We start from the raw sequence: 19,607 nt of genomic DNA, 5'->3' as shown, positions 1-19,607 counted from the left end.
CGCGTGACCCCCGTCACCTTCGCGTTTGCCCTCCGGGGCCCGGGGCAGGCGCGTGCCCGGAGCGGACCCGGTAAGGGGCCCCGAGCAGTGGGCCCCGTACGCGACGGGTGTCGCGGGCAGATCCCGCCCCGCTCCAACGGCCCGGTCGCGGGGGTGGCGGGCCGTTTCTCCCTGCTATCCGTGAGGTGAATGTGTCCAGGCTCCAGGCCGACCACCTGTTCAAGGTGTTCGCCAGACGCCCCGCCGACGAGACCGCGGCCGTCCGCGCGCTCGTGAACGGCGCCGACCGCGACGAACTGCGCGAGGACGGCGTCACCGCCGCCGTCGTCGACGCCTCGTTCGTGGTCGAACCGGGTCAGATCTTCGTGGTCATGGGCCTCTCGGGTTCCGGCAAGTCCACCCTGCTGCGCATGCTCAACGGCCTGCTCGAACCGACCGCGGGCCGCGTCCTCTACGACGGCGACGACCTCACCGCGCTCTCCCCCCGCGCGCTGCGCGAGGTCCGTTCCCGCCGCGTCAGCATGGTCTTCCAGCACTTCGCGCTCTTCCCGCACCGCACCGTCCTGGAGAACGCCGGCTACGGCCTGGAGGTCCAGGGCGTCCCGCGCGCCGAGCGCGAGAAGCGCGCCGCCGAGGCGCTGGAGCTGTGCGGCCTCGCCGGCTGGGAGAAGTCCTGGCCCGACGAGCTCTCCGGCGGCATGCAGCAGCGCGTGGGCCTGGCCCGGGCGCTCGCCACCGACGCCGACCTGCTGCTCATGGACGAGTCCTTCAGCGCCCTCGACCCGCTGATCCGCCGCGACATGCAGGACCAGCTCCTGGTGCTCCAGAAGCAGTTGAAGAAGACCATCGTCTTCATCACCCACGACCTCAACGAGGCCATGCGCCTCGGCGACCGCATCGCCGTGATGCGCGGCGGCCGGATCGTGCAGCTCGGCTCGGCCGAGGACATCCTGGTCCGTCCCGCCGACGACTACGTCGCCTCCTTCATCCAGGACGTCGACCGCTCCCGGGTGCTCACCGCCTCCGCCGTGATGTCCTCCCCCGAGGCCGGGGCCGAGGCCGAGCTCGACCCGGACGCCCCGGTCGCGGGCCCCGACACGCTCCTCGCCGACCTGTGCGCCCTCGCCGCCGCGGGCCCGCACCCGGTGACCGTCCGGGACGCCGGCGGGGCCACGCTCGGAGTCGTACGGAAGGAGACGCTGCTCGCCGTGATGGGCGGGCTCGCGACCGAGGAGGTGGCCGCTCATGCCTGAGATTCCCCTCGGTTCCTGGGTCGACGGCTCCGTCGACTGGCTCCAGGCACGGTTCTCCTGGCTCTTCGACGCCGTCAGCTCCGGCATCACCGGTCTGTACGACGGCATCGACGCCGTCCTCTCGGCGCCGCAGCCGCTGCTCTTCGCCGGCATCCTCGCCGTCGTCGCCTGGTGGCTGCGCGGCCTCGCCGCCGGTCTGCTCTCCTTCGCGGGGCTCGCGCTCGTCGACTCCGTCCAGCTGTGGGACGAGGCGATGGCGACGCTCTCGCTGGTCCTCGTCGCCACCCTCGTCACCCTGGTGATCGCCGTCCCCCTCGGCATCTGGGCGGCCCGGTCCAAGACGGTCAGCACCGTGCTGCGGCCCGTCCTCGACTTCATGCAGACCATGCCGGCGATGGTCTACCTCATCCCCGGCATCATCTTCTTCGGCGTCGGCGTCGTCCCCGGCATCATCGCCACCATCGTCTTCGCGCTGCCGCCAGGCGTCCGCATGACCGAGCTCGGCATCCGGCAGGTCGACGCCGAACTCGTCGAGGCCGCCGAGGCGTTCGGCACCACCCCGCGCGACACCCTGCTCCGCGTCCAGCTGCCGCTCGCCGTGCCGACGATCATGGCCGGCGTCAACCAGGTCATCATGCTCGGCCTCTCCATGGTCGTCATCGCCGGCATGGTCGGCGGCGGCGGACTCGGCGGCGCCGTCTACAAGGCCATCGGCAACGTCGACATCGGCCTCGGCTTCGAGGCCGGCGTCTCCATCGTCGTCCTCGCCATGTACCTCGACCGGATGACCGGCGCGCTCGGCCGCCAGGTCTCCCCGCTCGGCCGCCGCGCCCTCGTCAAGGCCCGCGCCGCCGTCGCCCGCCGCCGCACCGCGCGGCTGTGGGCGCACCGCCCGCAGCCCGTCACCGCGCTCGTCGGCATCGTCGTCCTCGCGCTCGTCGCGGGCGGCGCCGGCTTCCTCGGCGGCTCCGGAGCCACCTCGACCACCGCGTCCGGCGCGGGTGGCGGCCACGGCAAGAAGATCAGCATCGGCTACATCCCGTGGGACGAGGGCATCGCCTCCACCTACCTGTGGAAGGAGCTCCTGGAGCGCCGCGGGTACGAGGTCGAGACCAAGCAGCTGGAGGCCGGCGCGCTCTACACCGGCCTCGCCGGCGGGCAGCTCGACTTCCAGACCGACGCGTGGCTGCCCGTCACCCACGCCTCGTACCTGGAGAAGTACGGGAACAAGCTGGAGGACCTCGGTTCCTGGTACGGCCCGACCTCCCTGGAACTGTCCGTCCCCTCCTACGTCAAGGACGTGAAGTCCCTCGCCGACCTCAAGGGCAAGGGCGACCGCTTCAAGGGCCGCATCGTCGGCATCGAGCCCAGCGCCGGAATGATGGGCATCCTCAAGGACAAGGTCCTGAAGGAGTACGGCCTGGAGGGCGAGTACGAGGTCGTCGACGGCTCCACGCCCGGCATGCTCGCCGAGCTGAAGCGCGCGTACGACCGCAAGGAACCGGTCGTCGTGACCCTGTGGTCCCCGCACTGGGCCTACTCCGCGCACGACCTGACGAAGCTCGCCGACCCCAAGGGCGTCTGGGGCAAGGGCGACGGCGTCCACACCCTGGCCCGTAAGGGCTTCACCGAGGAGAACCCCGAGGTGGGGGCCTGGCTGAAGAACTTCGAGCTCACCGAGAAGCAGCTCACCGACCTGGAGGCGGAGATCCAGGAGGGCGGCAAGGGCAAGGAGCAGGAGGCCGTCCGCGGCTGGCTGGACGCCCAGCCGGGCCTCGCGGAGCGGCTCGCCCCGCAGTGACGGGGAATCGTCACCCGTAGGGGAGGGGTGGTCGCCGTTCGTGAACGGCGGCCACCCCTCCTCCGTGCCCGGCCCGGAGCGCGCCCGGGGCCCGTTCCCGGACTCGACCCCCGCTCGTCGCGCGCTCGGCCCCGGCTCGATCCCGGCTCGTTCCCCGCTCGTTCCCCGCTCGCTTCCCGCTCGCTTCCCGGCCCGTCCCGGGCCCCTTCGCCGGTTCCCCGCGGGCTCCTTTCCGCCACGACGCGAAACCCCGGCCCAAAGCTGCGTAAGGTGCAGGTAACCAGCAGGTACGCGACGAGGCAGCCAGCAGAGGGAGGGAGCCGCCATGGACGAGAAGGAAGCACCCCGCGTGGGCGCGGCCGTCAAGAGGCGCCGCAGGGCCCTCCAGCTCACCCTGGCCGTCGTCGCCTCCCGCAGCGGCCTCTCCGTGCCCTTCCTCAGCCAGATCGAGAACGAGCGCGCCCGCCCCAGCCGCCGCTCCCTGGAACTGGTCGCCGAGGCCCTCCAGACCTCCGCCGCCGAACTCCTCGCCGCCGCCGAGGCCGCCCGCACCATCGACGTCGTGCGCGCCGACGAGGGCGCCGCCGGCCTTCCGGACGGGGTCCGGCGCCTGGTCCGCGCCCGGCACCAGCTGCATGCCCTGGAGTTCACCGGCGAGCAGGACGCGGGCCGCGAGTTCCAGCACCGCAACGACGAGCTGCTGTACGTCGCCGACGGCGCCGCCGAGGTCGAGGCCGAGGGCCGCGCCCACCGCCTCGGCCGGGGCGACACCCTGTACCTCTCCGGCGGCGTCCGGCACCGCTGGCGCGCCACCGAGCCCGGCACCCGCCTCCTGGTCGTCGCGGTCGCCGACCACGTCGAGGTGGAGGAGGAGTGACGCAGCTCAGGGGCCGGGCCCCGCGCGTGGTCTCCCTGGTGCCCTCGCTCACCGAGGCCGTCGCCGTCACCGCCCCCGGGCTGCTCGTCGGCGCCACCGACTGGTGCGCCCACCCCGCGGGGCTCGACGTCGCCCGGATCGGCGGCACCAAGAACCCCGACGTGCCCGCGGTCCTCGCCCTCCGCCCCGACCTCGTCCTCGCCAACGAGGAGGAGAACCGCGCCCCCGACCTGGACGCCCTGCGCGCGGGCGGCGCGGAGGTCCTCGTGACGGAGGTCCGCACCCTCGACCAGGGCCTCGACGCCCTCGGAGAGGTGCTCGCCGCCTGCGGCGCGCCCCGCCGCCCGCGCTGGCTGGCGGAGGCGGAGGAGGCGTGGGCGGCGGCCGAACCCGTCGGGGACGGCGTCACCGCCGTCGTGCCGATCTGGCGGCGGCCCTGGATGGTGCTCGGCCGGGACACCTTCGCCGGCGACCTCCTCGCCCGGCTCGGCGTCCGCAACCTGTACGCCGACCACCCGGAGCGCTATCCGAAGGTCCCGCTCGCCGAGCTGACCGCGGCCGGTCCGCGGCTGGTGGTCCTGCCGGACGAGCCGTACCGCTTCACGGCGGACGACGGCCCCGAGGCGTTCCCCGGGGCCGCGCCCGCGCTCGTCGACGGGCGGATGCTCACCTGGTACGGGCCGTCGCTGGCCCGGGCACCGCGGCTGCTCCACCGGGCCCTGCGAGCAGCGCTCCGCTGAGGAGCCCGCGCACGGTGTGCGCACCGGCCACCAGCCAGGCCGCGGCCAGGAGGACGTACAGGGCGACGGCCAGCCAGCGGAAGGCGTCGAGCCCGGTGTGGCGGGCGAGCCCCTCGGCGCCGGTGACGCAGGTGCCGACGGGGAAGGTGAAGGCCCACCAGGTCATCGCGAAGCCCATGCCGGCCCGCCGGGCCCGCGCCACCATCGCGCCGGCGAGCGCCAGCCACAGCAGGGCGAAGCCCATGACGGGTACGCCGTAGAGGACGGCGAAGGCGGCGAAGCCGTGCGCGTACGGCTCGGGGAGCACGCCGGCGGCGGTGTCGGCGAAGGCGTTGGCGGCGGTGGTCGACTGGCCGAGGGGGCCGAGGACGAGGAAGAGCGTGGGGGTGAGCGCGAGCGGCAGCGGGCCGGTGAGGACCAGTCGGCCGAAGACCAGCGGCAGCATCACCAGGGTGGCGAGCAGACTGATCCCGAACATCGCGTAGCAGGCGAGGAGGAGGGTCTGCCGGGCCTGGCCCTCGGGCAGGTGGGGGAGCAGCAGCGGGCCGAGCGCGGCGGAGACCATGGGCGCGACGACGGGCAGCAGCCAGACCGGGGAGGCGTGCTCGATCCGGTGCCTGACCACCATCAGGTACGGCACGGTGACCGCCGCGGCGAGGCCCACGGCGGTGCCGGCGGTGAAGAGGACGGCGTCGACGGCGACGGCGGCGGGCAGTCCGATCCAGTCCCGGCCGAGGGTCAGCGTGCCGCCGCCGACGGCGAGCAGCGCCATCGACAGACAGCCGTAGAAGGGGGCGACCGCCGGGTCCAGGAGATGGGCGCGGGCCTGGTCGGGGTGGCGGCGCCAGTGCGCGGCCCGGGCGGTGAGCAGGGTCAGCAGCATCGCGAGCGAGAGCGCCCAGACGGCGGTGCAGACGGTACGGAGACCGGGCACGGAGACCGGGAGCGCGGCTCCCGCCGTGCCGACGACGGAGGTGCCCATCACGGAGGCGTACCAGTTGGGTCCGAGGTGGCGGACGGTACGGGACGCGCGGAGGCCGGGGGTGGTGGCTCCGAGGAGGGGGCCGGAGGGTGCGAGGCTTGCCATGGCTCCACCGTCGCCCCCGCGCGCGTCCCCCACCAGGGATCATGCGGCTATGACGTCATAAGCTGGCCTTATGAGCAGGGAGCGGGACGGGAGCGGCGCGGGCTTCGGCTCGGGTGCGGGTACGGGGGCGGGCGCGGGCATGGGGGCGGGGGCGGGTACAGGGGCGGGTACGGCGGCGGGTGCGCGTGCGGGGTCCGGTAAGGGCTCCGGTACGGGCTCCGGTACGGGCTCCGGCTCCGGGACCGCGCATCTGTCGCACCGGGTTCCCGACCTCGGCGCGCTCGAACTGCTGCTCGCGGTCGCCCGGCACGGCAGCCTCGGGGCCGCCGCGCGCGAGGTGGGGATCACCCAGCCGGCGGCGAGCAGCCGGATCCGTTCGATGGAGCGGCAGCTCGGCGTGGCGCTCGTGGACCGCTCGCCGCGCGGCTCCCGGCTGACCGACGCGGGCGCGCTGGTGACGGACTGGGCACGGCGGATCGTGGAGTCGGCGGAGGCGTTCGACGCGGGCGTGCAGGCGCTGCGCGGCCGCCGGGACTCGCGGCTGCGGGTGGTGGCGTCCATGACGATCGCCGAGTACCTGCTGCCCGGGTGGCTCATCGCGCTGCGCGCGGAGCGGCCGGACACGGCGGTGTCGCTGCAGGCGGGGAACTCGGCGGTGGTCGCGGAGCGGCTGCTCGCGGGGGAGGCGGACCTCGGGTTCGTCGAGGGCCTGGCCGTCCCGGACGGGCTCGACGGCACGATCGTCGCCCACGACCGGCTGGCCGTGGTCGTGGCCCCCGCGCACCCGTGGGCCCGTCGTCGGAGGCCGATCGACCCGGCCGAGCTGGCCGCGACCCCGCTGGTGCTGCGGGAGCACGGCTCGGGCACCCGGCAGGTCCTCGACGCGGCGCTCGCCGGGCACGGCGGGCTCGCCCGGCCGCTCCTCGAACTGGCCTCCACCACCGCGGTGAAGGCGGCGGCGGTCAGCGGCGCGGGCCCCGCGGTCCTCAGCGAACTGGCGATCGCCGAGGAGCTGTCCTCGCGCCGCCTGGTCGCCGTCCCGGTCGAGGGCGTGCGCCTCGCCCGCGACCTGCGCGCCGTCTGGCCGACGGGCCACCGCCCGACCGGCCCGGCCCGCGACCTGCTCTCGTTGACGAGGTCCTAGGTCCTGCCGGCGTCCGGCCCGGCCCGGCCCGTTTTCCTCGCGGGCAGGGCAGGGCAGGGCAGGGCAGGTCCGGGCAGGGCCGGGTGGTCACAGCCGCGGTGCGCGGTGGGTGACGTGCCCGTCGACGGCGGTGAGGAGGACCGGGACGTCGGGGAGGTCCGCGGCCGGGGTGGTGAGCGGGTCGGCGGCGAGGACCGTCAGATCGGCGCGGTGGCCGACGGCGAGGCGGCCGGAGAGCCGCTCCTCGCCGGCCGCGTAGGCCGCGCCCGTGGTCAGGCCGCGCAGCGCCTCCAGAGGGGTCAGCGCCTGCTCGGGACCGTGCGGCGGCTGCGCGAGGTCGCGCGACGGGCGGCGGTGCACGGCGCCGGCGAGCACGCCCAGCGGCGGGAAGGGGGCGATGGGCCAGTCGGAGCCGAGGACCACGGTCGCCCCCGAGTCCACCAGGTCCCGGCAGCGCCAGGCGCGCCCGGCGCGCTCCTCGCCGAGCCGGCGCGACCAGTTGTCGGTGTGGTCGGCGCGGGTGAAGTCGCAGCAGTGGGTGGGCTGCATGGAGGCGACCACGCCCAGCTCGGCGAAGCGGCGCAGGGTGTCGTCCGGGACGGTCTCGATGTGCTCGACCCGGTGGCGTACGGTCGGGTCGCCGCCGGTCGCGCGGGCCCGCTCGACCGAGTCGAGGACGTGCCGGACGGCGGCGTCGCCGATGGCGTGCGTCGCGGTCGGCACCCCGGCCCGGTGCAGGGCGCCGATGATCTCCGTGTACGCCTCCGGATCCGGCCAGAAGGCGTGGGTGGACTCGCCGTGGCAGTCGGGCCGCTCCAGCCAGGCCGTGCCGTTGTCGATCGTGCCGTCCATGAAGAGCTTCACGCCCGCGACCTGCCACCGGGCGCCGCCCCGGCCCTGGAGCGCGATCAGCTCCCGCACCCCGGAGGCGTCGGTACCGGGCTGGCACCACGGGGCCACGCGCAGCCGCAGCGGCAGCCGGCCGGCGGCGTCGAGCTCGGCGAAGAGGTCGAGGCTGTCGCCGTTGGCGTCCATGACGTGCCCGCCGGTGAGCCCGGCCGCCGCCATCGCGTCGAGCGCGGAGGCGAGCCGTTCCAGGCGTTCGGCGCGGGTCGGCTGCGGGGCGACCCGCTCGACCAGCTCGCAGGCGGCGTCCTCCTGGAGCAGCCCGGTGGGACGCCCGTCGGCGTCGCAGACGATCTCGGCGGAGGCCTGGGCGAAGGTGCGGGGGCCGTCGATCCCGGCGAGTTCGAGGGCGCGGCGGGAGGCGAGCGCGGAGTGCGCGTCGAAGAGCAGCAGGAAGGCGGGGACCCCGTCGAGGACGGCGTCGAAGGGCGCGATGCCGACCGGCTCGTCGCCGAAGACGTTCGGGTCGAGGCCCCAGGCGAAGAGCCAGTCGCCGCGCCGCAGCGCCCGCACCTCGCGCGCCAGCGCCTCCCGTACGTCCCCGAGCCCGGCGCAGCCGGACAGATCGAGACCGCCGGTCAGTTCGGCACCGGTGACGGGGTGCACGTGCCCGTCGACGAAACCGGGCGTGACGACGGCCCCCCCGAGGTCGACGACGGTCGTCCCGGCCCCGGCGAGCGCCCGCACCTCCCGGTCGTCGCCGATCGCGGCGATCCGCCCGTCCCCGTCCACGGCGAGCGCACTCGCCGCGAGGAACCCCCCTGTGGCGGGGTCGAGCAGTCGTGCGGAGTGGAGGACGAGTCGGCTGGACACGGTGGCGCTCCTGAGGGTGGTGGTACGGGAAGGGGGGGTGATCGTGGTGGAGAGGGGGCGCCGGCCGGCCCGAGCGGTCGGCCCGGCGCACGCTACGGCGCCCGCCGCCCCGGCCACGGGCCCGAGGGCCGGTGCTGTGGCTGTGGCTGTGCCTGTGGCCGGGATGGGGTCCTCGGGCCGGAAGGTCAGGGGCCGGGGTCGTGGCCGTCGGCAGGAAGATCAGGGACCGGGTCCGGGGTCGGGTCCGGGGCCGGGGTCGGAGCCGTCGGCCGGAAGGTCAGGGTTCCTCGGCGGACCCGGCCTCGCGGCGGATCAGGCCGTGAGGCCGGTCCCCGTCGGGAGGCAGGAGGCAGGAGGCAGGAGGCCGGTGGTCGCCCGGGGTGCGCCCCGACCGCCGGGTCGGCGACCGACGAGGGCGGGGTTTCGTTCGCCGTTCCGGTCCCGCCACCCGCCACCGCCGCCACCCGCCGTCAGGCGCCCGCGCCCGCCGGCGCGTCGGCGGGGTCCGCCACGGTCGCCTCGGGCGCCGCCGGCTCCGTCGCCGCTCGCGGCACCGCCGCCTCGGCCGCTGCCGTGGGGGAGTAGTCGAGGGGGAGGGTGCCGGTGGCGCCGGGGGCGTCGAGGGTGCCCGGGGGGAGGTCCAGGGCGCGTTCGGCGGTGCTGAGGGCGAGGCGGGTGACGGCCGGGGGGCGGTCGGTGCGGTCGGAGTTTGCGTGGGCGCCCAGGCCGTCGAGGACGACGAGGACCTGGATGGCCGCCGACCGCGCGTCGTCCGTGCGGAACTCGCCGCGCGCGACGCCGTCGAGGATCAGGGTCTCCAGGCGGTCGTCGGAGGCGAGCTCCATGCGGGTGACGCGCTCCCGCAGGACCGGGCGGTAGCGGCTCAGGTGCCGGGCGTTGATCCAGAGGCGGCTGATGTCGTCGTAGCCCTCGCCGGACGAGAGGGCGAAGTAGCGGGCCAGGTACTGCGCGGGGGTGCCGTCCGGGCGCTCGGCCGGCAGCAGGGTGTCGAGCTCGCCGAGGGCCGCCGCCGAGAACGCCTCGGCCACCAGGTCCTCGGCCGAGGGGAAGTAGTGGCTGATCAGGCCGGGCCTGACCGACAGCTCTTCGGCGACCCGCCGCAGGGTGACGCACTCCAGGCCCTCGGTGAGGGCGATCCGTGCGGCGGTGGTGACGATCTCCGCCCGCCGGGCCTCGGGTGATTTCCGGATTCGCTTGCGCTGGACGCTTGACGACATACCGGTGATGCTATTGAGTGTGCGACCAATAAGCAACCAGGTGGGCAATCACGCACCGGAGGGCCGCATGGCTTCCACGATCCCCGACCCGCGCCCCGGGACAGAGCGCGAGCGGGCACCCCTGCCGGCCGCCGACCGGCCCGGCCGCGTCGAGGCCCACGGCATCGACCACATCCCGGACGCCGAGCGCCACGGCCACCCCCGTGAGCTCTTCTCCGTCTGGGCCGCGGCGAACGTCAACTACCTCAGCCTCGTCATCGGCGGCGCCCTCGTCCTCATGGGCCTCGACCTCGTGCAGGCGCTCGGCGTGATCGTGGTCGGCAACCTCTTCTGGGTGCTCACCGGCGTGCTCGCCACCTCCGGCCCGGCCGCCGGCGCGCCCAGCGAGGTCGTCACCCGAGCCGTCTACGGCGTCCGCGGCAACCGCGTGAACAACGCGGTCGGCGGCTGGCTGGTCTCCGTCTGCTACTTCGCCCTCAACCTCGCCGCCGCCGCGGCCGCCGCCTTCGCGCTCGTCGAGGAGGCCGGGATCCCGGCGAACGTCCCGGTGAAGATCGCCGTCGTGGTCGTCATCGCCGCCCTCACGCTGACCATCAGCGTCTACGGCCACGCGCTGATCATCCGGCTCTACCTGCCGATCACGCTCACCCTGACCGCCGCCTTCGCCGTCGTCGCCCTCGCCGTGTTCCGGCACGCCGACTTCGGGTACGCCCCCGCCGAGCCGCTCTCCGGCCTCTCCCTGTGGGCGGTGCTCCTGGCGGGCACCACGATGATCGCCTCGGGCCCGCTCTCCTACACGACGAGCGCCGACTTCTCCCGCTACCTGCCCCGCGACAGCTCCCCCCGCGCCGTCGCCCTGTGGACCGCGCTCGGCGCGTTCGTCCCCAGCGTCGTGGTCTGTTCGCTCGGCGCGTTCGCCGCGACCGCCGTCGACATGTCCGACCCCCAGACCGCGCTGCAGGAGATCCTGCCCGGCTGGTTCGTGCCGGTCTTCCTGCTCTCCCTGGTCCTCGGCACCATCGCCATCAACGCCCTCACCGCCTACAGCGCGGGCCTCGCCCTCCAGGCCGTCGGCCTGCGGATCCGGCGGACCGTCAGCGTCCTCTTCGACGGGGCCGTCGCCGTCGCCCTCACCCTCTACGCGCTGCTGGTCTCCGACTTCCTGGACACCGTCAGCAACGCCCTCCAGGCGATCACCGTCCTCACCGGCCCGATGATGTGCGTCTACGCCACCGACATCGTGCTGCGCCGCCGCCGCTACGACTCCGCCGCCCTCGCCGACGAGACCCCCGGCAGCCCCTTCTGGTACTCCGGCGGCTTCAACCCCGCCGGTACGGCGGCCCTCCTCGGCGGTCTCGCCGCCGGCGCCCTCTGCGTCGACAGCGTCTACACCGGGCCCGTCGCCTCCGCCGTCGGCATGGACCTCTCGCTCCCCGTCGGCATGGTGGTGGCCACCGTCCTCTACGTGGTCCTCGGCCGCCGCGCGGTCGCCGCCACCACCCCCGCGGGCACCACCCCCGCCGCCTGACCGCGGCCCCCGAACCGCGGGGCGGCCGGACCGCCCACCCCGGCCGCCCCGCGCACCCCGCTCACCGGCGTACGGCCGCCTCCGCCGCCGCGCGGACCAGCCCCCGTACGACCCGGAAGTCCTCGCCCATCTCGGGGTGCCACTGCACCCCGAGGGCCCAGGCGGGGCCCGCCAGCTCCACCGCCTCCACCGTGCCGTCCTCCGCGTACGCCGAGGCCGCGAGCCCCGCGCCCAGCCGGTCCACCGCCTGGTGGTGGTACGTCGGCACCTCGGCGAGCTCCGGGACGAGGGAGGCGTACAGCGTCCCCGGCACCGGCTTCACCGGGTGGCGCCCCATCACCCCCACCGCCTCCACGTGCCCGTCCACGTGCTGCGTCAGCGTCCCGCCCAGGGCCACGTTGAGCAGCTGCATCCCCCGGCAGACGCCGAGCAGCGGGGTGCCGGAGGCGAGCGCCGCGTCGATCAGCGCCAGCTCCCACGCGTCCCGCTCCCGCGCCGGCGGGCCGGTCCGCGGATCGGGCTCGGCCCCGTACCGCACGGGCTCCACGTCCGCCCCGCCCGCCACGACCAGACCGTCGAGCCGGGCCAGTACGGCCGCCGCGGCGCCCGGCTCGTCCGGCGGCAGCATCGCCACCAGGCCGCCGCCCTCCCGCACGTACCGCGGGTACGGCGCGGGCAGCAGCGCCGCCGGCATGTCCCACACCCCCCAGCGGGCCCGGTCGAGATAGGTCGTCACACCGATGAGCGGCTTGGCCACGGCACTGCCTCCTGGACTCGCGGAACGTGCGCCGCCGACTCTAGGGCCTCGCCCGGGCCAATGGACCGCGGACATACCTTTCAGGCCAGGAAGCCGCGCAGCAGCGCCGCCGTCCCCGCGCAGTGCTCCCGCATCACCTCGCGTGCCGCGTCCGCCTCCCCGTCCAGGACCGCCTCGACCAGCGCCGTGTGCTGGTGCTGGGAGTGCTCCAGGTTGCGGACCAGGAGCGGGATGCAGTCGAGCAGGTCGTTGACGGTCGCGCGGACCGCCGCGTACTGGGCCGTCAGGCTGGGGGAGCCGGAGAGCTCGGCCAGCGTCAGGTGGAGCAGCGTGTCCTGGCGGCGGTAGTCGGCGGGCTGCGCGTCACGGGTGGCCGCGAGCGCCGCCCGCAGCCGCTCCGCGCCCGCCGCGTCCAGGCCCTGCCCGGCGCACAGCCCGGCCGCGCCCACCTCCAGGACCTCCCGGAAGCGCAGCGCGTCCTCCATGTCGACGGACGCGATCCGGCGGCGCAGCTCGGCCTCGTCGGGGCCCTGCGGGCGGGGCAGCACGAACGTTCCGCCGTAGCGGCCGCGCCGGCTCTCCACCAGACCCTGCTCCTGGAGGACCTTCAGGGCCTCGCGCAGCGTCACCCGGCTGATCCCCATCCGCTCGGCCAGCTCCCTCTCGGCGGGCAGCCGTTCGCCGTCCGGGACCAGGCCGAGCCGGACCACCTGGAGGAGCTGCTCCAGGGCCTCCTCGAAGCCGTTGCCGGCCCGCACCGGGCGCAGCACCGGCGTCAACCGGTCGGCCGGGCCCGCCGGTTCACTCGTACGGATCACTTCTCGTCACCCCTGCCCCTGACGCTTCCCAAGCAATGGTCTCGCCCCATACCTTATGACTCCCGGCAGCCGAACGAGGAGAGTCGTCCCGTGGCAGACCGCACACCCCCGCTGACCGTCGAGGAGCTGCGCTCCCTCGTGACGGCCGGCGAGATCGACACCGTCGTCCTCGCCTTCCCCGACATGCAGGGCCGGCTCCAGGGAAAGCGGTTCGCCGCCCCCTTCTTCCTCGACGAGGTCCTCGCCCACGGCACCGAGGGGTGCAACTACCTCCTCGCCGTCGACACCGAGATGAACACCGTCGACGGCTACGCGATGTCCTCCTGGGAGAACGGCTACGGCGACTTCGCCCTGCGCCCCGACCTCGCCACCCTGCGCCGGACCCCGTGGAACGAGGCCACCGCCCTGGTCACCGCCGACCTGGCCTGGGCCGACGGCTCGCCCGTCGTCGCCGCGCCGCGCCAGATCCTCCGCCGCCAGCTGGAGCGCCTCGCCGCCCACGGCCTCACCGCCCACGTCGGCACCGAGCTGGAGTTCATCGTCTTCCGGGACACCTACGAGCAGGCCTGGGACTCCGGCTACCGGGACCTCACCCCGGCCAACCAGTACAACATCGACTACTCGATCCTCGGCGGCGGCCGCGTCGAGCCCCTGCTGCGCCGCATCCGCAACGAGATGGCCGCCGCCGGACTGACCGTCGAGTCCGCCAAGGGCGAGTGCAACCCCGGCCAGCACGAGATCGCCTTCCGCTACGACGAGGCCCTCGTCACCTGCGACCAGCACGCGGTCTACAAGACCGGCGCCAAGGAGATCGCCGCCCAGGAGGGGTACTCCCTCACCTTCATGGCCAAGTACAACGAGCGCGAGGGCAACTCCTGCCACATCCACCTCTCGCTCCAGGACGCCGGCGGCCGCAACGTGATGGCGGGCGACGACCCGCACGGCATGTCCCCCGTCATGCGGCACTTCCTCGCCGGACAGCTCGCCGGCCTCCGCGACCTCTCCCTCCTCCTCGCTCCCAACGTCAACTCCTACAAGCGGTTCCAGCCCGGCTCCTTCGCCCCCACCGCCGTCGCCTGGGGCCACGACAACCGCACCTGCGCCTTCCGGGTCGTCGGCCACGGCCCCTCCACCCGCTTCGAGAACAGGGTCCCCGGCGGCGACGTCAACCCCTACCTCGCCGTCGCCGCGATGGTCGCCGCCGGCCTCCACGGCATCGAGCGGGGCCTCGAACTCCCGCCGCCCTGCCCCGGGAACGCCTACGCCGCCGACCTCGCCCACGTCCCCACCACCCTGCGCGAGGCCGCCGAGCTCTGGGAGACCAGCGAGATCGCCAAGGAGGCCTTCGGCGCCGAGGTCGTCGCCCACTACCGCAACATGGCGCGCGTCGAACTCGCCGCCTTCGACGCGGCGGTCACCGACTGGGAACTGCGCCGCTCCTTCGAACGCCTCTGAGACCGCCTCCGAGACCGCCTCCGAGACCGCCTCCGAAGACCGCCCTCCGAAGACCGCCTCCGACGAACGCCTCCGAGAGGAACGACAGCCGTTGCTCACCGAACTCCCGGTACTGAACCCCGCGACCGAGGAACTCGTCGCCACCGTCCCCGCCGCCACCCCCGCCGACGTCGACGCCGCCGTCACCCGGGCCGCCGCCGCCCAGACCGCCTGGGCCGCCGCCGCGCCCGCCGACCGCGCCCGGCTGCTGCGCCGCTTCGCCGCCGTCGTCGACGTCCACGCCGAGGAACTCGCCCGACTGGAGGTCCGCGAGGCGGGCCACACGATCGGCAACGCCCGCTGGGAGGCCGGCAACGTCCGCGACCTCCTCGACTACGCGGCCGGCGGCGTCGAGCGCCTGAACGGCCGTCAGATCCCGGTCCCCGGCGGTCTCGACGTCACCCTTCTCGAACCGTTTGGCGTCGTGGGCGTCATCGCGCCCTGGAACTTCCCGATGCCGATCGCCGCCTGGGCCACCGCACCCGCCCTCGCCGCCGGCAACGCCGTCCTCCTCAAACCGGCCGAGACCACCCCGCTCACCGCCCTGCGCCTCGCCGCCCTCGCCCTGGAGGCGGGCCTCCCGGAGCACCTCTTCCAGGTCCTGCCCGGCGAGGGGCCCGTGGCGGGCGAGGCCCTCGTCGCCCACCCCGGGATCGCCAAGATCGTCTTCACCGGCTCCACCCGCACCGGCAAGAGGATCATGGCCAAGGCCGCCGACCAGGTGAAGCGCCTCACCCTCGAACTCGGCGGCAAGAGCCCCAACATCGTCTTCGCCGACGCCGACGTCGAGGCGGCCGCCGCCGCTGCCCCCATGGCCTTCCTCGACAACAGCGGCCAGGACTGCTGCGCCCGCACCCGGATCCTCGTGCAGCGGAGCGCGTACGACCGCTTCCTGGCGCTCCTCACCCCGGCGATCGAGGAGACCGTCGTCGGCGACCCGCTCGACGAGCGCACGCAGATGGGGCCGCTGATCTCCCGCGCCCAGCTCGACCGGGTCCGCTCCTACGTCCCCGAGGGCGCGGAGGCCATCGTCGGCAAGGCGCCCGAAGGACCCGGCTTCTGGTTCCCGCCGACCGTCCTCACCGGCGTTCCGGAGGACGCCCCCTGCGCGGTCGAGGAGATCTTCGGGCCCGTCGCCGTCGTCCTCCCCTTCGAGGACGAGGCCGACGCGATCCGGCTCGCCAACGCCACCCCGTACGGCCTGTCCGGCTCGATCTGGACCCGCGACGTCGGCCGCGCCCTGCGGGCCTCCCGCGCCGTCCGGGCCGGGAACCTCTCCGTCAACTCCCACTCCAGCGTCCGCTACTGGACCCCCTTCGGCGGCTTCCGGCAGTCCGGCCTCGGCCGGGAGCTCGGCCCCGACGCCCTGACCGCCTTCACAGAGACCAAGAACGTCTTCATCAGCACGGAAGGCTGACCATGACCACCGAAGAGATCATCTGCCGCCGGCTCGTCGGCCGCACCGCCGTCATCACCGGAGCCGGCAGCGGCATCGGCCTCGCCACCGCCCGCCGGCTCGCCTCCGAGGGCGCGAACGTCGTCTGCGGCGACATCGACGAGCGGGCCGGGAAGGCGGCCGCCGAGGCCGTCGGCGGCACCTTCGTCAAGGTCGACGTCACCGACCCGGAGGAGGTCGAGGCGCTCTTCCGCATCGCCTTCGAGACCTACGGCTCCGTCGACATCGCCTTCAACAACGCCGGCATCTCGCCGCCCGACGACGACTCCATCCTGGACACCGGCCTCGAGGCCTGGAAGCGCGTCCAGGACGTCAACCTCACCTCCGTCTACCTCTGCTGCAAGGCCGCCCTGCCGTACATGCGACGCCAGGGGAAGGGCTCCATCATCAACACCGCGTCCTTCGTGGCGATCATGGGCGCGGCGACCAGCCAGATCTCGTACACCGCCTCCAAGGGCGGCGTCCTCGCCATGTCCCGCGAGCTCGGCGTCCAGTTCGCCCGCGAGGGCATCCGGGTCAACGCGCTCTGCCCCGGGCCGGTCAACACCCCGCTCCTCCAGGAGCTGTTCGCCACGGACCCGGAGCGGGCCGCCCGCCGGCTCGTGCACATCCCGGTGGGCCGGTTCGCCGAGGCCGACGAGATCGCGGCGGCCGTCGCCTTCCTCGCCAGCGACGACTCCTCGTTCGTCAACGCCTCCGACTTCCTCGTCGACGGCGGCATCTCGGGCGCGTACGTGACCCCGCTGTAGCCGTCAGAGGAAGGTCCGGCCCTCGCCCCGGTAGGTGGGGACCGTGTCCACCACACGGTCCCCCTCCACCAGGTGCAGCACGTCGAACCGCTCGCACAGCTCGCCGGCCTTCGCGTGCCGGAACCACACCTTGTCGCCGATCCGCAGATCGTCCGCCGGCGAGCCGAGCAGCGGCGTCTGCACCTCGCCGGGACCCTCCCGCGGGTCGTAGCGCAGCCCCTCCGGGAGGTACGGGACCGGCAGCCGGTCCCGGCCGGCCGCACCGGACGCCGGATAGCCGCCGCCGAGCACGGTGACGCAGCCGACGCCGGGCCGCCGCACCACGGGCAGCGCGAAGAGCGCCGCCGGGCGGCCGGTGAAGGACGAGTAGCCGTCGAAGAGCCGCGGCACGTAGAGCCCCGAACCGGCGGCGATCTCGGTGACCGCGGCCTCGGCGGCGGTGTGCTGGACGCTGCCGGTGCCGCCGCCGTTCACGAACTCCAGGTCCGGTGCCACCGCCCGTACGGCTCCGACCACCGCCGCCCGGCGCTCGGCCAGCTCCCGGCGGGCCACCGCCTGCATCGCCCGGACCGCCCGCGACCGCAGCGGCCGGCCGGCGACCGCGTCGCCGACACCCGCGACGTGGCCCTCGTACGCCATCAGACCCACGAGGCGGAACCCCGGCCGCCGCACCACCGAGCGGGCCGGCTCCGCCAGCTGCGCCGGGGTCCGCAGCGGCGAGCGCCGCGCCCCGACCCGCACCCGGCCGCCGAACAGCCGCAGCGCCGTGTCCATCTCCAGGCAGACCCGCACCTCCTCGGTGCCGCCGGCCCGCGCCGCGTCGACGAGATCGAGCTGCGCCACGTCGTCCACCATCACCGTCACGGCGGCGGCGAGCTTCGGATCCCGCGCCAGCTCCGCGAAACCGGCCCGGTCGGCCGACGGATACGCCAGCAGGACGTCCGTGAAACCGGCCCGCGCCAGCCACAGCGACTCGGCGAGCGTGAACGACATGACCCCGGCGAAACCGTCGCGCGCGAGGACCCGTTCGAGCAGCGCCCGGCAGCGCACGGACTTGCTCGCCACCCGGATCGGTTTCCCGCCCGCGCGCCGCACCAGATCGTCCGCGTTCGCGTCGAACGCCTCCAGATCGACCAGCGCCAGCGGCGCGTCCAGGGCGGCGGTGGCCCGGTCGTACCGGGCCCGGTCGGCGGCACGGGGAGTCATGGCCCGAGCTTGCCAGACCGTCAGGGGGGTCGGTACCCCTCGGTTCCCGCGCGGCGGGGAACAGCCCGTAGAGTGACGGGCATTGTCGGCAGGAGCAGGGGGCGGGATGACCAGCGAGCAGAACCCCCGCACGCCCCGCGACACGGAGACCCTCCCTCCCCCCGGCGCGGCCCCCGCGGCCCCGCCCACGAGCGCCCTCTCGGCCCTCACCACCGACCTCACGCCCCCTCCGCCCCCGGCTCCCCGCCCCGCCCCGAGGCCCGCGACGGCCCCCGCTCCGCGCCCGGCCGCTGATACGGCCCCGGCCCCTCGGCCGTCCACCGGTACGGCCCCGGCCCCGAGGCCCGCGACGAGCACCCCTCCTCGCCCGGCCGCGGCTCCGGCCTCCGCCCCGAGGCCCGCGGCGGCCCCGGCCCCGCGCCCGTCCACCGGTACGGCCCCGGCCCCGAGGCCCGGGACGGGCACCCCACCGCGTCCGGCCGCGGCCCCGGCCTCCGCCCCGAGGCCCGCGACGGCCCCGGCCCCGCGCCCGGCCGCCGGCACGGCCCCCGCCGCGAAGCCCGCGACGACCGCCGCCCCGCTCCCGGAGGCCCGTACCGCCCCGCGCCCCGCGTCCGCCTCGGATCCGCTGCCCCCGGCCGCCGTCCCGCGCCGCCCGTCCACCGCGCCGCACGCCCCGCGCGGTGCCACCGGTCAGGCCGGTCCGCCGCCGCCCCGCCCCGCGCGGCCGCCGGTGGCCACCCCGCCCGCCCGGCCCGTGGCCGCGCCGCGCCCGGCCGGGATCGGCTCCGTGCCGCTGCCGCCGCCGCGCGCGGCCGACGTCGTGCCCGCCGTGGAGACGACCACGCGGCTGCGGCCCGTACGGGTGCCGTCGTACGGCGTGGAGGAGACCGCCGTCGAGACGACGACCCGGCTGCGGCCGATACGGGAGCGGCGGCGAGGGCGCGCCCTGGCCGCCGCGGCGTGCGTCGTGCTCGGCGTCGGGCTGATCGGCGGGGCGCTCGCCGGGATGTGGCTCGCCGCGGACGGCGGCGGGAGGCCCGCCGAACCCGCCGAGTACACCGTCGCCAAGGAGCTCTGGCACAACGCGCCGGTCGACACCCTCTTCCCGCGCACCCTGACGGCCCCCCAGGCCGGACCCGGGCCCTCCGCCCGCACCTGGACGCGGGTCGTCGTCGCCCCCGACGCGCCCTGCGCCGCCGCCTCCCTCGCCCCCAGGCTGCTCACCGCGCTGCGCCCCCTCGGCTGCGAGCGCGTGCTGCGCGCCACGTACACCGACGCCACCGCCAGCAGCGTCCTCACGGTCGGTCTGGTCTTCACCCGCGCCGAGGCCGAGGCCCAGCGCGCCCTCGGCGGCCGCGGACTCGCCACCCGCCTCGGCCAGGACGTACCGCCCGCGCTGCCCGGGCCGGGCACCGTCGCCGCCGGGTTCGGCCAGGCCCAGCGGGCCGGCTGGTGGGTGTCCGCCCCCGCCGACCTGCCCGTCGTCGTGACGGCCGTCTCCGGTTTCGCCGACGGCCGCGCCGTCGACCGCGCCGTCCCCGCCGACCAGGCCATGAAGAAGGACCGGGCCGACGCCGTCGCCCAGTCCGGCCTCGGTCACGAGGCCCTCGGCATCGCCGAGGGCCTGGAGAAGCAGCTCCGCACCACCGCCCTGAACGCGGCGAAGGAAGAGGAACAGCGGTGACCCCGCCCCGCCCCCGCACCCGGCCCCGCAACGGCGTCCGCACCGCGCTCACC

The 19,607-nt window shown here is 75.4% G+C and carries 16 protein-coding genes; 10 read left to right on the top strand and 6 right to left on the bottom strand.

Annotated elements, in window-relative coordinates; all coding sequences use genetic code 11:
* Nucleotides 1-191: 191 nt before the first annotated feature.
* The 4 genes from AB0E19_RS13030 (at nucleotide 192) to AB0E19_RS13015 (ending at nucleotide 4,671) form a co-directional block, all read left to right on the top strand.
* Complete coding sequence (locus tag AB0E19_RS13030; RefSeq protein ID WP_362177746.1) at nucleotides 192-1,253, top strand: betaine/proline/choline family ABC transporter ATP-binding protein; 1,062 nt, start codon at nucleotides 192-194, stop codon at nucleotides 1,251-1,253.
* Nucleotides 1,246-3,054 carry an ABC transporter permease/substrate binding protein gene (locus tag AB0E19_RS13025; RefSeq protein ID WP_362177743.1) on the top strand — a complete coding sequence of 603 codons (1,809 nt, stop codon included), beginning with the start codon at nucleotides 1,246-1,248 and terminating at the stop codon, nucleotides 3,052-3,054. Before AB0E19_RS13030 ends, AB0E19_RS13025 begins: the two co-directional genes overlap by 8 nt.
* 325 nt (nucleotides 3,055-3,379) lie before the next feature.
* Entirely contained in the window at nucleotides 3,380-3,931 is a 552-nt protein-coding gene (locus AB0E19_RS13020; RefSeq protein ID WP_362177740.1) for a cupin domain-containing protein, read from the top strand.
* On the top strand, nucleotides 3,928-4,671 hold the full coding sequence (locus AB0E19_RS13015; RefSeq protein WP_360603805.1) for a helical backbone metal receptor: 744 nt from the start codon (nucleotides 3,928-3,930) through the stop codon (nucleotides 4,669-4,671). Before AB0E19_RS13020 ends, AB0E19_RS13015 begins: the two co-directional genes overlap by 4 nt.
* On the opposite strand, the gene AB0E19_RS13010 is transcribed toward AB0E19_RS13015, so the two are convergent.
* A complete protein-coding gene (locus AB0E19_RS13010; protein WP_362177736.1) occupies nucleotides 4,598-5,758 on the bottom strand; it encodes a TDT family transporter in 1,161 nt (386 codons plus the stop codon). The genes AB0E19_RS13015 and AB0E19_RS13010 overlap by 74 nt on opposite strands.
* Nucleotides 5,759-6,008: 250 nt before the next feature.
* Here AB0E19_RS13010 and AB0E19_RS13005 point away from each other — a divergent pair, with 250 nt between their 5' ends.
* Nucleotides 6,009-6,902: a LysR family transcriptional regulator gene (locus AB0E19_RS13005; RefSeq protein WP_362178072.1), complete on the top strand. Its 894-nt coding sequence runs from the start codon at nucleotides 6,009-6,011 to the stop codon at nucleotides 6,900-6,902.
* A gap of 87 nt (nucleotides 6,903-6,989) precedes the next feature.
* Here AB0E19_RS13005 and AB0E19_RS13000 read toward each other — a convergent pair whose 3' ends face one another.
* Together AB0E19_RS13000 and AB0E19_RS12995 are read right to left on the bottom strand one after the other, a co-directional pair.
* The gene (locus AB0E19_RS13000; protein WP_362177733.1) at nucleotides 6,990-8,621 is read right to left on the bottom strand and encodes an amidohydrolase; all 1,632 of its coding nucleotides are present in this window, start codon (nucleotides 8,619-8,621) and stop codon (nucleotides 6,990-6,992) included.
* A 470-nt stretch (nucleotides 8,622-9,091) separates the two neighbouring features.
* Nucleotides 9,092-9,859, bottom strand: coding sequence for a TetR family transcriptional regulator (locus AB0E19_RS12995; protein ID WP_362177730.1), 768 nt, complete (start codon nucleotides 9,857-9,859; stop codon nucleotides 9,092-9,094).
* Between the two features lie 67 nt (nucleotides 9,860-9,926).
* On the opposite strand from AB0E19_RS12995, the gene AB0E19_RS12990 reads away from it, so the two are divergent.
* A complete protein-coding gene (locus AB0E19_RS12990; protein WP_362177727.1) occupies nucleotides 9,927-11,387 on the top strand; it encodes a cytosine permease in 1,461 nt (486 codons plus the stop codon).
* A gap of 61 nt (nucleotides 11,388-11,448) precedes the next feature.
* Here the strand turns inward: AB0E19_RS12990 and AB0E19_RS12985 are convergent, their stop codons facing one another.
* Entirely contained in the window at nucleotides 11,449-12,144 is a 696-nt protein-coding gene (locus AB0E19_RS12985) for a gamma-glutamyl-gamma-aminobutyrate hydrolase family protein (protein ID WP_362177724.1), read from the bottom strand.
* 80 nt (nucleotides 12,145-12,224) lie between these two features.
* Nucleotides 12,225-12,959: an FCD domain-containing protein gene (locus AB0E19_RS12980; protein WP_362178068.1), complete on the bottom strand. Its 735-nt coding sequence runs from the start codon at nucleotides 12,957-12,959 to the stop codon at nucleotides 12,225-12,227.
* A 93-nt stretch (nucleotides 12,960-13,052) separates the two neighbouring features.
* Between AB0E19_RS12980 and AB0E19_RS12975 the strand changes: the two genes are divergently transcribed.
* The 3 genes from AB0E19_RS12975 (at nucleotide 13,053) to AB0E19_RS12965 (ending at nucleotide 16,661) form a co-directional block, all read left to right on the top strand.
* Nucleotides 13,053-14,417, top strand: coding sequence for a glutamine synthetase family protein (locus tag AB0E19_RS12975; RefSeq protein ID WP_362177721.1), 1,365 nt, complete (start codon nucleotides 13,053-13,055; stop codon nucleotides 14,415-14,417).
* A 91-nt stretch (nucleotides 14,418-14,508) separates the two neighbouring features.
* On the top strand, nucleotides 14,509-15,873 hold the full coding sequence (locus tag AB0E19_RS12970) for an aldehyde dehydrogenase family protein (RefSeq protein ID WP_362177718.1): 1,365 nt from the start codon (nucleotides 14,509-14,511) through the stop codon (nucleotides 15,871-15,873).
* Nucleotides 15,874-15,875: 2 nt separating this feature from the next.
* Nucleotides 15,876-16,661: a 3-oxoacyl-ACP reductase gene (locus AB0E19_RS12965; protein ID WP_362177715.1), complete on the top strand. Its 786-nt coding sequence runs from the start codon at nucleotides 15,876-15,878 to the stop codon at nucleotides 16,659-16,661.
* A gap of 3 nt (nucleotides 16,662-16,664) precedes the next feature.
* Here AB0E19_RS12965 and AB0E19_RS12960 read toward each other — a convergent pair whose 3' ends face one another.
* Nucleotides 16,665-17,867, bottom strand: coding sequence for an amino acid deaminase/aldolase (locus AB0E19_RS12960; protein WP_362177712.1), 1,203 nt, complete (start codon nucleotides 17,865-17,867; stop codon nucleotides 16,665-16,667).
* A 106-nt stretch (nucleotides 17,868-17,973) separates the two neighbouring features.
* On the opposite strand from AB0E19_RS12960, the gene AB0E19_RS12955 reads away from it, so the two are divergent.
* Nucleotides 17,974-19,554, top strand: a complete 1,581-nt coding sequence (locus AB0E19_RS12955) for a hypothetical protein (RefSeq protein WP_362177709.1) — start codon at nucleotides 17,974-17,976, stop codon at nucleotides 19,552-19,554.
* The last annotated feature ends 53 nt before the right edge of the window (nucleotides 19,555-19,607 follow it).

Origin of the sequence: Streptomyces sp. NPDC047974 (genome assembly GCF_040653375.1) — a bacterium.
In the GTDB taxonomy this organism is placed as follows: Bacteria; Actinomycetota; Actinomycetes; order Streptomycetales; family Streptomycetaceae; genus Streptomyces.
The sequence above is the reverse complement of the archived record's forward strand: the minus strand, read 5'-3'. Positions and strand labels throughout refer to the sequence as shown.

Excerpts from the sequence above, each read along its gene's own strand:
- AB0E19_RS13025 (WP_362177743.1), top strand. The coding sequence starts at position 1,246 with ATGCCTGAGATTCCCCTCGGTTCCTGGGTCGACGGCTCCGTCGACTGG.
- AB0E19_RS13020 (WP_362177740.1), top strand. The coding sequence starts at position 3,380 with ATGGACGAGAAGGAAGCACCCCGCGTGGGCGCGGCCGTCAAGAGGCGC.
- AB0E19_RS13010 (WP_362177736.1), bottom strand. The coding sequence starts at position 5,758 with ATGGCAAGCCTCGCACCCTCCGGCCCCCTCCTCGGAGCCACCACCCCC.
- AB0E19_RS12995 (WP_362177730.1), bottom strand. The coding sequence starts at position 9,859 with ATGTCGTCAAGCGTCCAGCGCAAGCGAATCCGGAAATCACCCGAGGCC.
- AB0E19_RS12990 (WP_362177727.1), top strand. The coding sequence starts at position 9,927 with ATGGCTTCCACGATCCCCGACCCGCGCCCCGGGACAGAGCGCGAGCGG.
- AB0E19_RS12965 (WP_362177715.1), top strand. The coding sequence starts at position 15,876 with ATGACCACCGAAGAGATCATCTGCCGCCGGCTCGTCGGCCGCACCGCC.
- AB0E19_RS12960 (WP_362177712.1), bottom strand. The coding sequence starts at position 17,867 with ATGACTCCCCGTGCCGCCGACCGGGCCCGGTACGACCGGGCCACCGCC.
- AB0E19_RS12955 (WP_362177709.1), top strand. The coding sequence starts at position 17,974 with ATGACCAGCGAGCAGAACCCCCGCACGCCCCGCGACACGGAGACCCTC.